Below are 15182 nucleotides of genomic sequence, written 5' to 3' on the forward strand. Positions count from 1 at the left end.
GGAGGTCCCATCGTGTCAGTCACCCCCGACGATCACGAGTGGCAGTACAACCCCCGTCATTCCGTCCCCGACTTCGCCCGCCACGCCGAGCGCGCCGCCGCGCTGAGCCGCGCCGCCCGGGAACGGAACGCCGGACGGTACGACATCGCCTACGGCGACAGCCCGCTCTCCACGCTCGACGTGTTTCCGGCCGCCGCACCCGGCGCCCCGCTGCACGTCTTCCTGCATGGCGGCTACTGGCGCGGGCGCGACAAGGCGGACTACAGCTACGTCGCCGACGCGCTCGTGCCGCGCGGGGTGACGACCGTGGTCATGAACTACGACCTGTGCCCGGCGGCGCCCCTGCCGGAGATCGCGCGGCGCACCCGCGAGGGGCTGCGCTGGATTCACCGCAACGCGGCCTCGCTGGGCGGCGATCCCGACCGCCTCACCGTGTCGGGCCATTCCGCCGGGGCGCATCTGGTGGCCATGGCGCTTGCCGACGACGCCGGGGCCGACGACGCCGGGGCCGACCGGCTTGAGGATGGCGCCATCAAGGCCGCCGTCCTGATCAGCGGCATCTACGAGCTGGCGCCGGTGCTGGACATCACCGTCAACGAGACCATCGGGCTGCGCCCGGAGATGGTCGACGGGGTCAGCCCGATGCGCCACCCGCCGTCCACCGCCACGGCCCTGACGGTCGTCGTCGGTTCGGCGGAGACGCCGGCCTGGATCGCCCAGTCGCGCGACTTCGCCACGCTGTGCCGGGGCCGCGGATCGCGCTGCTCTTATCACACGCTGGCCGGTGAGGATCACTTCTCGATCATGGCACGGATGGAAAAGCCGGAGGACGCGCTGTCGCGTCTGGTTCTGGAAGCGGCGGGAGCAGCAAACGAATGATCGTCATCGATGAAACCGCCGCCCGTCGCCTGGTCTCCCCGGCCGACGCCATCGACGCCATGGAGATGGCTTTCCGCGAGGTCTCCCGCGGGCAGGCCCGCAATTTCCCGGTGGTCCGCGAGCGGCTGCTGCCGGGACCGGACGTCTACGGCATCAAGGCCGGCGGCGACCTCGCCATCGGACTGCTCGGGCTGAAGATCGGCGGCTACTGGACGGGCAACCGCGCCCGCGGCCTGACCAACCACCAGTCGACCACCGTGCTCACCGACCCGGAGACCGGCTGCCCGACGGCGCTGGTCAGCTCCAACCACCTGACCGGGCTGCGCACCGCCGCCGCCTGCGCCATCGGCATCCGCGAGCTGGCCCGGCCCGACGCGCGGGTGCTCGCCCTGATCGGCACCGGCGGGCAGGCGGCCCACCATCTGGAGGCGGCGCTGCTGGTGCGGAGCTTCGACCGCATTCTGGTGGCCAACCGCGACCGCGCGCGGGCCGAGGAACTGGCGGCCTCCTTCGCCGGTCCGCTGCCCGTCGAGGTCGTGGACGCCGAAACCGCGGCGCGCGGCGCCGACGTGCTCATCACCCTGACCACGGCGCGCGAGCCGGTGGTCCAGGCCGGCTGGGTCCGCCCCGGAACGCACCTCTGCGCCATGGGCGCCGACACCGCCGGCAAGCAGGAGCTGGACCCGATGATCCTGCTCGGCGCCTCCGTCTGGGTGGACGATTGGGCGCAGGCCTCCACGCTCGGCGAATGCCAGCACGCGCTGGCGCTCGGCCTGACCCGCGAGTCCGTCCGCGGCACGCTGTGCGACGCGCTGGAAGGCAAGGCGCCCCGCCGCACCGACGCGGACGAGATCACCGTCTTCGATTCCACCGGCATGGGCATCCAGGATCTGGCGATCGCCGCCTGGGCCGTCCGCGCCGCAAACACCGACGCCGGCGATGCCGGCTTACCCATCCACCGCATCGATTTAGCGCGCTGACCCGCAAGAGGGCGCGACCGAGGCCGACATGCAGTTGAAGAATGTGCGAATCGCCGGGAAGATTCTCGGCATCGTCGTGGTGCTGGGCACCGTATCGGTGTCCACCGCTCTGGTCAGCGGCTACGGCCTCGCCACGCTCGGCGGGGAGCTGAACCGGGTCGAGGGGGCGGGGCGCGAGGCGACGCAGGGCGCCCGGCTGAACCGCTATCTGGTCGAGCTGAGCCGCGCCGAGTACCAGATGGGCGCCAACCCGGCCAGCGTCGCCACCATCGAGGCCGTCGTCGCCGACCGCAAGGCCGAGGTCCGCGCCCACCTGGAGCACGCCCGCTCCGCCGCCGACGCGCAGCAGCGCCCCCTGCTGGACGGCATCGAGACGCAGTACGCCGCCTATCTCAGCAGCCTGGACGCCACGGTGGCGGCGGCGAAGAAGCACGCCGACATGGGCATCACCTACGCCCGGCGCGAGGTGCTGAACAACGTCTCCGGCAGCCAGGAGCAGGTGGAGGCGCTGATCCGCGCCGTCCAGGACTACAACGGCCTCACCGTCGCCAAGACGGCGCGGATCTCCGAAGAGGCGGAAGCGCTGGCCGGCCGGACCACCTGGCTGATCGCGGTGGTCGCCCTGCTCGGCATCCTCGCCAGCGGGCTGATCGGGCGCTGGCTGTCGGCGCGCGGCATCGTCGGACCCATCGTGGAGGCGGTGTCCTGCCTGCGCCGTCTGGCCGGCGGCGACCTGACGGTGGTCATCACCGGCGCCGACCGCCGCGACGAGGTCGGCGACATCGCGCGGGCGCTCGCCGTCTTCAAGGACAACGCGCTCGACCGCCAGCGCATCCAGGCGGAGCAGGAGGCCGAGGCCCGGCACAAGCTGGACCGCGCCGAGGCGGTCGGCGCGACGATCCTGCGCTTCGACCGCGAGGTCGGCGAGGCCCTGCACGTGATGAAGGACGCCGCCGCCGCGCTGGAGGCCACCGCCCATTCCCTGTCCGCCGGGGCCGAGCAGGCGTCGGAGCGCATGACCGTCGTCGGTGCGGCCGCCGAGCAGACCGCCGCCAACGTCCAGACGGTCGCCGCCGCGACGGAGGAGATGACCGCCACCGTGCAGGAGGTGTCGCGCCAGATGAACGAGGCGCGCGGCTTCGCCGACGAGGCGACGCGGCAGGCCCAGCAGGCCCAGCAGCGGGTCGGCGCCCTGACCGAGTCCGGCCAGCGCATCAACGAGGTGATTGACCTCATCCAGGGCATCGCCAGCCAGACCAACCTGCTGGCGCTGAACGCCACCATCGAGGCCGCCCGCGCCGGCGAGGCCGGCAAGGGCTTCGCGGTGGTGGCGAGCGAGGTCAAACAGCTCGCCAACCAGACGGCGCAGGCGACCGACGAGATCCGCAGCCAGGTCGGCGCCATGCAGGAGACCATTGGTGGCGCGGTGTCGGCCATCCAGACCATCGCCACGGTTATCTACCGCCTGAACGAGATGGCCACCACCGTCGCCGCCGCGGTCGAGCAGCAGGGGGCCGCCACCGCCGAGATCGGCCGCAACGCCGTCCAGGCGGCGCAGGGCACGGCGGAGGTGACCGGGACCATCGGCACGCTGCGCGTCGCCTCCGAATCGACGGCCGCCGGTTCGGCGCAGGTCCTGCAATCCGCCCGCGAGGTCGCCGGCCGCGCGGTAGCCCTCAAGGGCAGCGTCGACGCCTTCATCGCGGAGGTGAAGACGGCCTGACCCTCCCTGACCGGGTGGAGTGCGATCAATGGGTTGAGCGGCGCGCCGGCAACCGCCAGAATGCGGCGGGCGAGATGACCGGCGGCCTCCGCCGGTTTCCCTCCTGTGGGCTTGACCGCAGGACCGGTTTGGAGACGATCACGATGACGGTTGACGGCGCGGCTCGGACCATGAGCTTTGGGTCACTCTATCGCCATGGAATGGCCCGGGTCGCCGCCTGCACGACGCCCTGCACGATCGCCGACCCCATGGCGAACGCCGCGGCGGTGCTGGACAGTGTGCGGGAGTGCGACGAACAGGCGGTCGCCGTCGCTCTGTTCCCCGAGCTGGCGCTGTCCGGCTACGCCATCGACGACCTGTTCCTCCAGGACTGCCTGCTCGACGCGGTGGAGAAGGCTGTCGTCCATCTGGTGGAACAGTCGCACGACCTGATGCCGCTGATCCTCGTCGGCGCGCCGCTGCGCCACGCCGGGCGCGTCTACAACACGGCGGTCGCCGTGCATCGCGGCCGGCTGCTGGGCGTGGTGCCGAAGGTCCATCTGCCCAATTACCGGGAATTCTACGAGCGCCGCCATTTCGCCTCCGGCGCCGGCACCGAGGGCGGGACGATCCGCATCGGCGGCCACCAAAGTGCTCTCAGCGCCCCCTTCGGCCCCGACCTGCTGTTCCAGGCGGAGGATCTGGACGGGCTGGTGGTCCATGCCGAGATCTGCGAGGATCTCTGGGTCGCCGTCCCGCCCAGCTCCGGGGCGGCGCTGGCCGGGGCGACGGTGCTGGCGAACCTGTCGGCCAGCAACATCACCATCGGCAAGGCGGAGACCCGCCGCCTGCTCTGCCAGTCGCAGTCGGCGCGCTGCATCGCCGCCTATCTCTACTCCTCCGCCGGGGCCGGGGAATCGACCACCGATCTGGCCTGGGACGGGCAGGCGTCGATCTTCGAGAACGGCGAGACGCTGGTCGAGACCGAGCGTTTCCCCAAGGGCGCCCAGATGGCCGTCGCCGACGTCGACCTCGACGTGCTGCGCCAGGAACGGCTGCGCATGGGCACCTTCGACGACAACCGCCGTTCGCACGGGACGGCCTTCCGGCGCGTCGCCTTCCGCGTCGATCCGCCCGCCGGGGACCTGGGGCTGCGCCGCAACGTGCCGCGCTTCCCCTTCGTCCCGGCGGCGCGGGAGCGGCTGGAACTCGACTGCTACGAGGCCTACAACATCCAGGTCGCCGGGCTGGTCCAGCGGCTGCGCGCCACAGGCATGCCGCGCATCGTGATCGGCGTGTCGGGCGGGCTGGATTCGACCCACGCCCTGATCGTCGCCGCCCGTGCCATGGACCTGCTCGACCGGCCGCGCACCGACATCCTCGCCTTCACGATGCCGGGCTTCGGCACCAGCGACAAGACCAAGGGCAACGCGCTCCGCCTGATGAGCGCGCTCGGCGTGTCGCACCATGAACTCGACATCCGCCCCGCCGCCAACCAGATGCTCAAGGACATGGACCACCCCTACGCGCGCGGCGAGGCGGTGTACGACGTGACCTTCGAGAATGTCCAGGCGGGTCTGCGCACCGACTATCTGTTCCGCCTCGCCAACCAGCGGGGCGGCATCGTCCTGGGCACCGGCGACCTGTCGGAGCTGGCGCTGGGCTGGTGCACCTACGGCGTCGGCGACCAGATGGCCCATTACAACGTCAATTCGGGCGTCCCGAAGTCGCTGATCCAGCATCTGATCCGCTGGGTCATCGGCTCCCGCCAGTTTCCGGACGGGGTGCTGGACACGCTGGGCGACATCCTGGCGACCGAGATTTCGCCCGAGCTGGTCCCCGCCGGCAGCGACCGCGCCCTGCAGAGTTCGGAGGCCGTCGTCGGCCCCTACGAGCTTCAGGACTTCCACCTGTTCCACACGCTGCGCTATGGCCTGCGCCCGTCGAAGATCGCCTTCCTCGCCCTGCACGCCTGGTCCGACCCGGCGCGCGGCGACTGGCCAGCGGGCTATCCGGTGGAGAAGCGCAGCGCCTACACGCTGGCCGAGATCCATTCCTGGCTGCGCGTCTTCATCCAGCGCTTCTTCGGCTTCAGCCAGTTCAAGCGCTCGGCCATGCCCAACGGGCCGAAGGTGACGGCGGGCGGCTCCCTGTCGCCGCGCGGCGACTGGCGCGCCCCGTCCGACGGCAACGCCCGCATCTGGCTGGAGGAACTGGAGCGCGAGGTGCCCAGGGAGTAGCCGCTGCCCTGCGGCGCGCGGTTCCGGGAGGCCGCGGGCCGTTGCGTCGTGCAACGGACCCGCCGTCCCGACCGACGTCGGCGCGGATGGCACAACCCTGGCCAATCCGCGGCGCACCCACCACCCGCACGCCGGTACACCGTTACATCCTGGCCGGAAGCGTAATCGGCCGATTCCCATCGCCGACCAGTGTGAAGGCCGCCCAGAAGTAAGGATGGCTCTGCTCCAGGTCGGCGATTATTTCCTTTTGCGCGGACTGCAGATGGTAGGCGCTGCCCTGGGAGCGTTCCCCGCCTATTCTGCGGAACAGCTCGGTCATCAGCTTGATCGTCGCCCCGTTGTCCACCTGCCAGTGCGACACCAGCAGCGAACGGGCGCCTCCGACGAAGAAGGACCGGGCGATGCCCGTCAGGCTTTCACCGCCGCCGCTGCCCTCAGCGCCGGTGTTGCAGGCGGACAGCACCACCAGGTCGGCGTTGAGGCGCAGCTGCTCGATTTCGCTCGCCGCCAGCAGCCCATCGTACTGCTGCGGCGCCCCCTCGGGCAGCGACACCATCAGGGCCGGTTCCGACCAGCAGTTCAACTCGTTCGGCAGCAAGCCGTGCGTGGCGAAATACACGATCCGGTACTGCTCCAGAAGGGCCGTGCCGTTGTCAGGGGCTTGGCCGAGCTGCCGCACCTTCTCGTGGCTGAACGCATCGCGGATCAGAACCGACCCGGTGGAGGCCTGAAGGCTCTGGGCGACGGACCGGACCTCCCGGTCGGTCCCTTCGAGGCGCGGCAGCTTGGTCAGGCGGGCGACTTCGGACCGGCAGCTTTCCGGCAGGTTGCGGTTGCGCAGCACCGCGTCGACGTTGGTGAACGGCAGCGGATCGCCGAAGCCGATGAAGGGCTGCGGCGCGGTCGACGGCTCGACGCGCCGCAGATCCACGAAGGACCGCACCGACGGCGTCAGCGTCAGCGCGTAGCGTTGGATGAGCCAGGGGACGGTGCGGTAGTCCCGGTTGTCGGCAACGCGCGGGTGCGGTTCGGTCACCAACAGGCCGAGCGGCAAGCTGAGCAGCGGCCCGGACGGCACCGTCACCAGATGGTCGACATCGGCCATGCGGGCCTTCGCCGGCCCCATCAGCGTCTCGAACAGCTTGTTCGCGCCGATGACGTCGTACTCCAGCAATTGGCTGCCGTCGATGGCGGAGCGGAGCGCCTTGGTCTCGCGGGCGGCCTGTCCGGGCGTCAGGGCCACCCGATAGGCCGTCATGCCGTTCTTGCGGATCAGGAAGGCAACCGACATCGGTTCACCGACGATGATCTGGTAAAGCGCGTCCCGCTGGGTGAGCTGGGCCTGCACGTCGGCGACCTTCACCGGCGCGTCGAGCAGGCTCTGGTACCGTGGGAAGGCGCTCTGCACCTCCTGGGTCAACTGGCTGACGGCGCGCTTCTTGGTCTCCACCTCCGTCCGCAGGAAGTCGAGTTCGTTCGACAGGGCTTGCGGATCGGCTTCCATCCGGGCCAGCTCGTTCTTGGCACGGTCATGGTCGCGCTCGGCGTCCTGAAGGCGCCGGATGACGCCGCCCGCCGACCGGTCCGCGGACATCCGCAAAGCCGTGCGGGCGATGGCCTGGCTGGTCATGGTGCCGCGAACCAGCTGTCCGGCCTCGAACATCTCGGTGAAGTAGGCGTCGGCCTTGCCGGGGTCGTTCTCGGCCAGGGTCAGCATCAGGTCGAAGAAGGGATAGACCACGTCGTAGGAAAGCGCGGTGGAGCGCTCCGCCGAGATGGCGAAGGCGGCGCGGAACGCGCGCAGGGCGTCCTCGGTGCGCTCCGTCGCCGCGTGCGCCTTGCCCAGCGCCAGCAGCGCCAGAACCTCCAGCCGGGAATTGCTGAACAGCTTGCGCTGTTCGGCAATGACGGTTTCCAGCCGGCTGACGCCGCGTTCCGGATTGCCGCTATCCACGTCAAGCCCGGCCTGCAGGAACAGGAACTGCGGCCGCCACCAGGCCGGCGCCAGACGGGCCTGACCCAGCACGCCGAACGCTTGGTCGAGGGTCGCCGACGCCTCCTTCAGCCGCCCGGTCTTTTCCTGCATGCGGGCCTGCGTGTAGGTGTCGAGGGCCATGTCGGCGAACAGGATTTCCGTGTTCCGGGCGATTTCGGACACGCTGAACGTCTGGTTGTCGTCATTGCGGCCGCGGCGGTCGGCACCCTTGGCCACGCTCACGCTCTGGCGCTCCCCGGCGATCTTCTTCGCCTGTTCCAGAGCGCCGTCATACTGCCGCTGGTTGGCGAGATGAAGCGCGCGATAGCTGCCCAGCCGCAGGCGGACCAGATCCTCGGCGCCCCCAAGCTTGGCCTCCGCCTGCTCGAACAGACCGTCGGCGATGGCGAATCGCTGCTGGTTGCTGGCCTGCAGGGCGAGGTGGGCGTAAAGCACCCCCTGGTTGATTTCGTCGTCCGGCTGGAACTTCATCAGAACGGCCAGGGCCTGGCGGTACTGATCCTCGGCCTTCGCGAATTCGCGGATGCTGTTGTAGTACTGGCCGAGACGCATGGCGTTCTCGAACGCCGACAGATCGCCGATGCTGAATTTGGTCTGGGCTTCCAGCCGTTCGGCCACCGAGGAGCGGGAGCCCCCGGCCTCCTCGATCTTGGAGCGGTCGATCGCCCCGGCGAGGCCGCCGACGGTGTTCTCGATCTGGCTCATCGCCACCGGGATGCCTTCGGCCAGAAACACCGTTCCGTTCACCGACGCGACGACGGCGACCACCGGCCAGCCGCCCTGCTTGCGCCGGCATTCCATCAGCAGGGCATCGTAGCGGTCGAGGATCTTGGCGGCGGCCGGCGCCGGACAATTCAGCCTCTGGTCGATGTCGCCGCGCCACCAGCTTTGCGTGGCGTAGTTCTCCAGCACGGCGCTGGCCGACATGTCGGCGCTCAGCTCGGTTACCCGCGCGCTGGGCTCCTGCCAGTTGCCGCAATAGACGTCCAGCGTGCGCCGGACGCCGGCCCCGCCCTCCGGCCGCGCTCCGGGCTGGGCGCGGCACGCCTCTCCGATGCCGTTCCGGCCGACGAGGAAGGACGTCTCCCCCGGCCGCGGGGAGGAGGTGTTCATGCAGCCGCCAAGCGCGGCCAAAAGCACCGCCGTAGCCACAATCCGGATGGTCGCCCGCTTCATGGGTGTAATCCTCGCGCTCTTACCAGAGTTCTTCGTTGCCGGAGTTGGAGAAGATGGCGTCCGCGTCGCTCTGCGACGGCGGCCGAACCGGCACGACCACGCGGGCGTCGTCCAACGTCACGCGCAGCGTCTGGGCGGGCAGGCCGATGAACAGCGGAGTGCAGCCGGAAATCTGCCCGACCGGGCATCCGTTGAAGACGAAGGCCGGGTTCTGGTTGCTGGACTGGACCTGAAGGCTGGCCTGCTTTCCGCCAAGGCCGGCGACCGTGCCGTAGCCGGTGACCTTGGATGCCTTTTGGATGTTGAAGCCGCCGACCGTCATCCCGAGCCCATCGTACGGGGCGTTGGCCTGGTCGCGCAGGCTCATCAGGTTCGTGCTGGCGAAGGCCCCGTTGATCGACACCGTCAGCACGCCGGTGGCGGTGAACATCTGGCTGACCAGCACCGAGTCGGCGCTGTCGATCCGGACGTTGTGCAACGGCTGGGTCTTGCCGACCTCTCCCTTGAACGCGATGTTGCCGGGTCCGGCCTGGATGGTCAGGTCGACGCCATTCCTGGTCGCGTCGAGCGGGCCGACGTTCAGCGTGCCGCTCTTCAGGGTGGTCGCCCCCTCCAGGACCGTATAGCGCGCGTCGGAGGGGCTTGCCTTCGCCCCGACGCGGCCCAGCGTCATCGCTCCGCCCATGGTCGAGATGGTGCCGGACAGGTAGGTGGTCGATGGCGATCCGGATCCCGTGTCCAGGCCGCCGACGAAGACCATGTCCTTGGTGGTCCCGTTCAGGCGCAGCGTTCCGGTGTTCACGAAGCGTGTCGCCGAACCGATCGTGCCACCGCCCAGCAGGTCGACCGCGTAAGGACGCTCGGACGTGAGCAGCGCGCCGGCGTCGACCGCTTCCCGGAAGGTGAAGCTCTGGGCGTCGAGCAGGCTGAGCGTGCCCAACCCCGTGACGGCGTTGGCGAAGGAGACGGTCCCGCCACCCCGCAACCCCAGCCATGTGCCCGCGCCCGCCGACAGGGCGGCGGCATCGATCGCGCCGCCCGCGTCGATGGTCAGCGCCGTCCCGGCCCCCTGGGCAATCGTGCCAAGGGTGACGTTCCCCTTCGCGACGATGCCGAGCGACGCCGTGGTCCGCAGCGGGTTGGTGATGGTGATCGATCCGTTGCGGCTGGTCAGGTTGCCGGTCAACACCGTTCCCGGCACCGCCGTCAGGATGACGGAGCCGCCGGCGGTGGCGTTCGGCGCGACGGTCAGCACGCCCGCGGACTGCACGTTCAGGGCGCCGGCCACCGAAGCGGTCAGGCTGGTCTCGCGGCTGTTGGTCAGGACCGCGTCGCCGTTGGTGGTCGCCAACAGAACGTCCCCGGCGAAACTGTTGTCGGCGTTCGTCAGGTGCAGGTCGCGGGCGGTGATCCGGGCCGGGCCCCCGACCAGAATGGCGCCGCTCTGATCGACGCTTCCGCCGTCGAGCGCAAGCGAACCGGCCGTGCGCAACCGCTGGATGGTCACCCCGTCGGCATCGGCGTATGCGATGGCACCGGCGGCGTCGGCCGTGTCGGCCGCGTTGCGCGAGCGCAGGTCCACGGCGACGGCGGCGTTGGCCGCGTTGTCCAGGGTGATCGCCGCGCCGCTGTCCTTGCGCGTCGTGATGACCAGGGTGTTGGCTCTGATGGCCCCGCTTTGCGTAACGGCGTCTCCCGCCGTCGCGGTCAGCGTGCCGTCCACGGCGAGGCTTCCGAAACCGAGAGCGCCATCCGTGGTCACCCCCAACGTCCCGGCTGCGCCGGCCAACGCGCCGATGGCGCCACGCACCGTCAGCGTGGCCGTCCCCGCGGTGCGGACCGTCGCCGCGGCCAGACCGTTGGCGTCGGTGTAGGTGATGGTCCCAGCGGCGTCCGCCGTGTCGGCGGTGTTGCGGGTGCGCAGGTCCAGCGAGGCGACGTCGTTGCCGGCGTTGGTCAGGGTGATCGCCGCGCCGCCGTTCTGGAGCGTCTTCACCGTGAGGCTGCCGACGGCGAGCGTTCCGCTCTGCGTGACCGGGCCGCCGGCGATCAGCGTCGCCGCGCCGGCCGTGTTCAGCCTGGCGATATCGATCGCGGTCGCGTTGGTGTAGGCGACATCTCCGGCCGCCATGTTGCCATTGGCGTCAAGCGAGCGGAGGTCCAGCGAGGCGACGTCATTGCCGCTGTTGGTCAAGCGAATCGCCGCCCCCGAGCCGCCGCGCGTCCGTGCGACGAGGGTGTCGGCGAGAATGGCGCCGCTCTGGCTGAGCAGGCCGCCCGCATCGATGGTCGCGTTCCCCGTGGTGGCCATGCCGGCGATGTCCACACCGTTCAGATCGGTGTAGGCGATCGGGCCGGCCGCGTTCGCGGTGTTCGCCGTGTTGCGGGACAGCAATTGGGCAACGGCCACATCGTTGGCGGCGTTGGTCAGGGTGATCGCCGCTCCGCCGTCCTTTCTCGTCGTGACGTTCAGGCGGTTTGCCGTGACGGCGCCGCTCTGGGTCACTGTGTCCGACGCGGTGGCCGACAGAGTCCCGCCGGCCGCAACGGTCGCGAAGGTCAGGCGACCACCCGTTGTCACCGTGAGATCCCGCCCGACCGTACCGGTCAGCGTGGTGTCCAATGTGTTGACAAGGGCCGCGTCGTTGGCGCCGGCCGTGCTCAACGCAACTTGGCCGACCAGGGCGTTGGCCCCGTTGGTCAGGGCGACCCCACCGCCCTGCGACGTGAAGGACGAGGTGCCGTTCACCTGCAGCGCCGCCGATTGAGTGATGGTGCCGCCGGCCACCAGCTCCGCGCTGCTGATGGTTTTCAGTGCGGCGATGTTGACCGAGGAGACGTCGGTGTAGGCGATGGCGCCCGCGGCGCGGTTGTCCAGTGTATCCAGCGTCTGCAGGTCCAGGTTGGCGACGTCGTTGCCCACATTGGTCAGGGTGATCGCCGCGCCGCCGTCCTTGCGCGTCTTCACGGCCAGGTTGCCGGCGCTGATCGCGCCCGTCTGCGTCACCGTGTCGGTCGCCGTGGCCGCCAGGGTGCGACCCACCGTGGTGGCTCCGAAGCTCAGCGCGCCGTCGATGATCACCGTGAGGTCCTGGCCGACCGTACCGGTGATGGCCGTGGCCAGCGTGTTGGTCAGCGTTGCGTCGTTGGTGCCGCTGTTGGTGAGGGTGACCGCACCGGTGAGGGCGTTGCCAGCGTTGCTCAGCGTGATGGCGTTGGCACCGGCGCTGAACGAGGAGGCCCCGCCCACGGTCAGCGCGCCGCTCTGGGTCAGGGCGCCACCGCTGGTCACCGTGAGGTCTTGGCCGACCGTGCCGGCGATGGCCGTGGCCAGCGTGTTGGTGAGGGTGGCGTCGTTGGTGCCGCTGTTGGTGAGGGTGACCGCACCGGTGAGGGCGTTGCCAGCGTTGCTCAGCGTGATGGCGTTGGCACCGGCGCTGAACGAGGAGGCCCCGCCCACGGTCAGCGCGCCGCTCTGGGTCAGGGCGCCACCGCTGGTCACCGTGAGGTCTTGGCCGACCGTGCCGGCGATGGCCGTGGCCAGCGTGTTGGTGAGGGTGGCGTCGTTGGTGCCGCTGTTGGTGAGGGTGACCGCACCGGTGAGGGCGTTGCCAGCGTTGCTCAGCGTGATGGCGTTGGCACCGGCGCTGAACGAGGAGGCCCCGCCCACGGTCAGCGCGCCGCTCTGGGTCAGGGCGCCACCGCTGGTCACCGTGAGGTCTTGGCCGACCGTGCCGGCGATGGCCGTGGCCAGCGTGTTGGTGAGGGTGGCGTTGTTGCTGCCGCTGTTGGTCAGCGTGACCGATCCGGTGAGGGCGTTGCCAGCGTTGCTCAGCGTGATGGCGTTTGCACCGGCGCTGAACGAGGAGGCTCCGCCCACGGTCAGTGCACCGCTCTGGGTCAGGGCGCCGCCGCTGGTCACCGTCAGATCGCCACCAATCGTGCCGCTGAGCGAGGTTGCCAGCGTGTTGGTGAGGGTGGCGTCGTTGGCGCCGCTGTTCGTGAGGGTGACCGATCCGGTGAGGGAGTTGCCAGCGTTGCTCAGCGTGATGGTGTTGGCGCCGGCGCTGAACGAGGAGGCCCCGCCCACCGTCAGCGCGCCGCTCTGGGTCAGGGCGCCACCGCTGGTCACCGTCAGATCGCCACCAATCGTACCGGCGATGGCTGTGGCCAGAGTGTTGGTGAGGGTGACGTCGTTGGTGCCACTGTTGGTGAAGGTGACCGAGCCACTGAAGGCGTTTGCGGTGTTGCCCAGGGTGATGGCGTTGGCACCGGCGCTGAACGAGGAGGCCCCGCCCACCGTCAGCGCGCCGCTCTGGGTCAGGGCGCCGCCGCTGGTCACCGTCAGACCGCCACCAATCGTACCGGCGATGGCTGTGGCGAGCGTGTTGGTCAGTGTTGCGTCGTTGGCGCCGCTGTTGGTCAGCGTGACCGCTCCGGTGAGGGCGTTGGCGGCGTTGCCCAGGGTGATGGCGTTGGCACCGGCGCTGAACGAGGAGGCTCCGCCCACGGTCAGTGCACCGCTCTGGGTCAGGGCGCCGCCGCTGGTCACCGTGAGGTCCTGGCCGACCGTACCGCTGAGCGAGGTTGCCAGCGTGTTGGTGAGGGTGACGTCGTTGGTGCCGCTGTTGGTCAGCGTGACCGATCCGGTGAAGGCGTTGGCGGCATTGCTCAGCGTGATGGCGTTGGCACCGGCGCTGAACGAGGAGGCCCCGCCCACCGTCAGCGCGCCGCTCTGGGTCAGGGCGCCACCGCTGGTCACCGTCAGACCGCCACCAACCGTGCCGGCGATGGCCGTGGCCAGCGTGTTGGTGAAGGTGACGTTGTTGGCGCCGCTGTTGGTCAGCGTGACCGCACCGGTGAGGGCGTTGCCAGCGTTGCTCAGCGTGATGGCGTTGGCGCCGGCGTCGAATGAGGAGGCTCCGCCCACGGTCAGCGCGCCGCTCTGGCTCAGGGCGCCGCCGCTGGTCACCGTCAGACCGCCACCAATCGTACCGGCGATGGCCGTGGCGAGAGTGTTGGTCAGCGTTGCGTCGTTGGCGCCGCTGTTGGTCAGCGTGACCGCACCGGTGAGGGCGTTGCCAGCGTTGCTCAGGGTGATGGCGTTGGCGCCGGCGTCGAACGAGGAGGCCCCGCCCACGGTCAGCGCGCCGCTCTGGGTCAGGGCGCCGCCGCTGGTCACCGTCAGACCGCCACCAATCGTACCGGCGATGGCCGTGGCCAGCGTGTTGGTGAGGGTGGCGTCGTTGGTGCCGCTGTTGGTCAGCGTGACCGCACCGGTGAGGGCGTTTGCGGCGTTGCTCAGCGTGATGGCGTTGGCGCCGGCGCTAAACGAGGAGGCCCCGCCCACGGTCAGCGCGCCGCTCTGGGTCAGGGCTCCGCCGCTGGTCACCGTCAGACCGCCACCAATCGTACCGGCGATGGCTGTGGCGAGTGTGTTGGTCAGTGTTGCGTCGTTGGCGCCGCTGTTCGTGAGGGTGACCGAGCCACTGAAGGCGTTTGCGGTGTTGCCCAGCGTGATGGCGTTTGCACCGGCATCGAACGAGGAGGCTCCGCCCACGGTCAGCGCGCCGCTCTGGGTCAGGGCTCCGCCGCTGGTCACCGTCAGACCGCCACCAATCGTACCGGCGATGGCTGTGGCGAGTGTGTTGGTCAGTGTTGCGTCGTTGGCGCCGCTGTTCGTGAGGGTGACCGCACCGGTGAGGGCGTTGCCAGCATTGCTCAGGGTGATGGCGTTGGCGCCGGCGTCGAATGAGGAGGCTCCGCCCACGGTCAGCGCGCCGCTCTGGCTCAGGGCGCCGCCGCTGGTCACCGTCAGATCGCCACCAATCGTGCCGCTGAGCGAGGTTGCCAGTGTGTTGGTCAGCGTTGCGTCGTTGGTGCCGCTGTTGGTGAGGGTGACCGAGCCACTGAAGGCGTTTGCGGTGTTGCCCAGCGTGATGGCGTTTGCACCGGCATCGAACGAGGAGGCTCCGCCCACGGTCAGCGCGCCGCTCTGGGTCAGGGCTCCGCCGCTGGTCACCGTCAGACCGCCACCAATCGTACCGGCGATGGCTGTGGCGAGCGTGTTGGTCAGTGTTGCGTCGTTGGCGCCGCTGTTCGTGAGGGTGACCGAGCCACTGAAGGCGTTTGCGGTGTTGCCCAGCGTGATGGCGTTTGCACCGGCATCGAACGAGGAGGCTCCGCCCACGGTCAGCGCGCCGCTCTGG

Annotated in this window: 6 protein-coding genes; 4 read left to right on the plus strand and 2 right to left on the minus strand. The window is 69.9% G+C overall.

The features are described from left to right. The first annotated feature begins 12 nt into the window (after positions 1–12). The 4 genes from DXK32_RS06475 (at position 13) to DXK32_RS06490 (ending at position 5801) form a co-directional block, all read left to right on the plus strand. A complete protein-coding gene (locus tag DXK32_RS06475; protein ID WP_114857758.1) occupies positions 13–879 on the plus strand; it encodes an alpha/beta hydrolase in 867 nt (288 codons plus the stop codon). Then, a complete protein-coding gene (locus DXK32_RS06480; RefSeq protein WP_114857759.1) occupies positions 876–1859 on the plus strand; it encodes an ornithine cyclodeaminase family protein in 984 nt (327 codons plus the stop codon). The genes DXK32_RS06475 and DXK32_RS06480 overlap by 4 nt, the downstream gene beginning before the upstream one ends. A gap of 28 nt (positions 1860–1887) precedes the next feature. After that, positions 1888–3582 carry a methyl-accepting chemotaxis protein gene (locus DXK32_RS06485; protein WP_114857760.1) on the plus strand — a complete coding sequence of 565 codons (1695 nt, stop codon included), beginning with the start codon at positions 1888–1890 and terminating at the stop codon, positions 3580–3582. A 170-nt stretch (positions 3583–3752) separates the two neighbouring features. After that, a complete protein-coding gene (locus DXK32_RS06490; RefSeq protein ID WP_114857761.1) occupies positions 3753–5801 on the plus strand; it encodes an NAD(+) synthase in 2049 nt (682 codons plus the stop codon). Positions 5802–5943: 142 nt separating this feature from the next. Here the strand turns inward: DXK32_RS06490 and DXK32_RS06495 are convergent, their stop codons facing one another. Next, a complete protein-coding gene (locus tag DXK32_RS06495; protein WP_114857762.1) occupies positions 5944–8973 on the minus strand; it encodes a CHAT domain-containing protein in 3030 nt (1009 codons plus the stop codon). A gap of 19 nt (positions 8974–8992) precedes the next feature. Further along, the gene (locus DXK32_RS32030) at positions 8993–15169 is read right to left on the minus strand and encodes a hypothetical protein (protein ID WP_282184570.1); all 6177 of its coding nucleotides are present in this window, start codon (positions 15167–15169) and stop codon (positions 8993–8995) included. Positions 15170–15182: the final 13 nt, after the last annotated feature.

Source organism: Azospirillum brasilense (genome assembly GCF_003349955.1).
In the GTDB taxonomy this organism is placed as follows: domain Bacteria; phylum Pseudomonadota; class Alphaproteobacteria; order Azospirillales; family Azospirillaceae; genus Azospirillum; species Azospirillum brasilense_B.

Bases quoted from the DNA above. Each gene is read 5' to 3' on its own strand.
- DXK32_RS06480 (WP_114857759.1), top strand. From the start codon at position 876: ATGATCGTCATCGATGAAACCGCCGCCCGTCGCCTGGTCTCCCCGGCC.
- DXK32_RS06485 (WP_114857760.1), top strand. From the start codon at position 1,888: ATGCAGTTGAAGAATGTGCGAATCGCCGGGAAGATTCTCGGCATCGTC.
- DXK32_RS06490 (WP_114857761.1), top strand. From the start codon at position 3,753: ATGAGCTTTGGGTCACTCTATCGCCATGGAATGGCCCGGGTCGCCGCC.
- DXK32_RS06495 (WP_114857762.1), bottom strand. From the start codon at position 8,973: ATGAAGCGGGCGACCATCCGGATTGTGGCTACGGCGGTGCTTTTGGCC.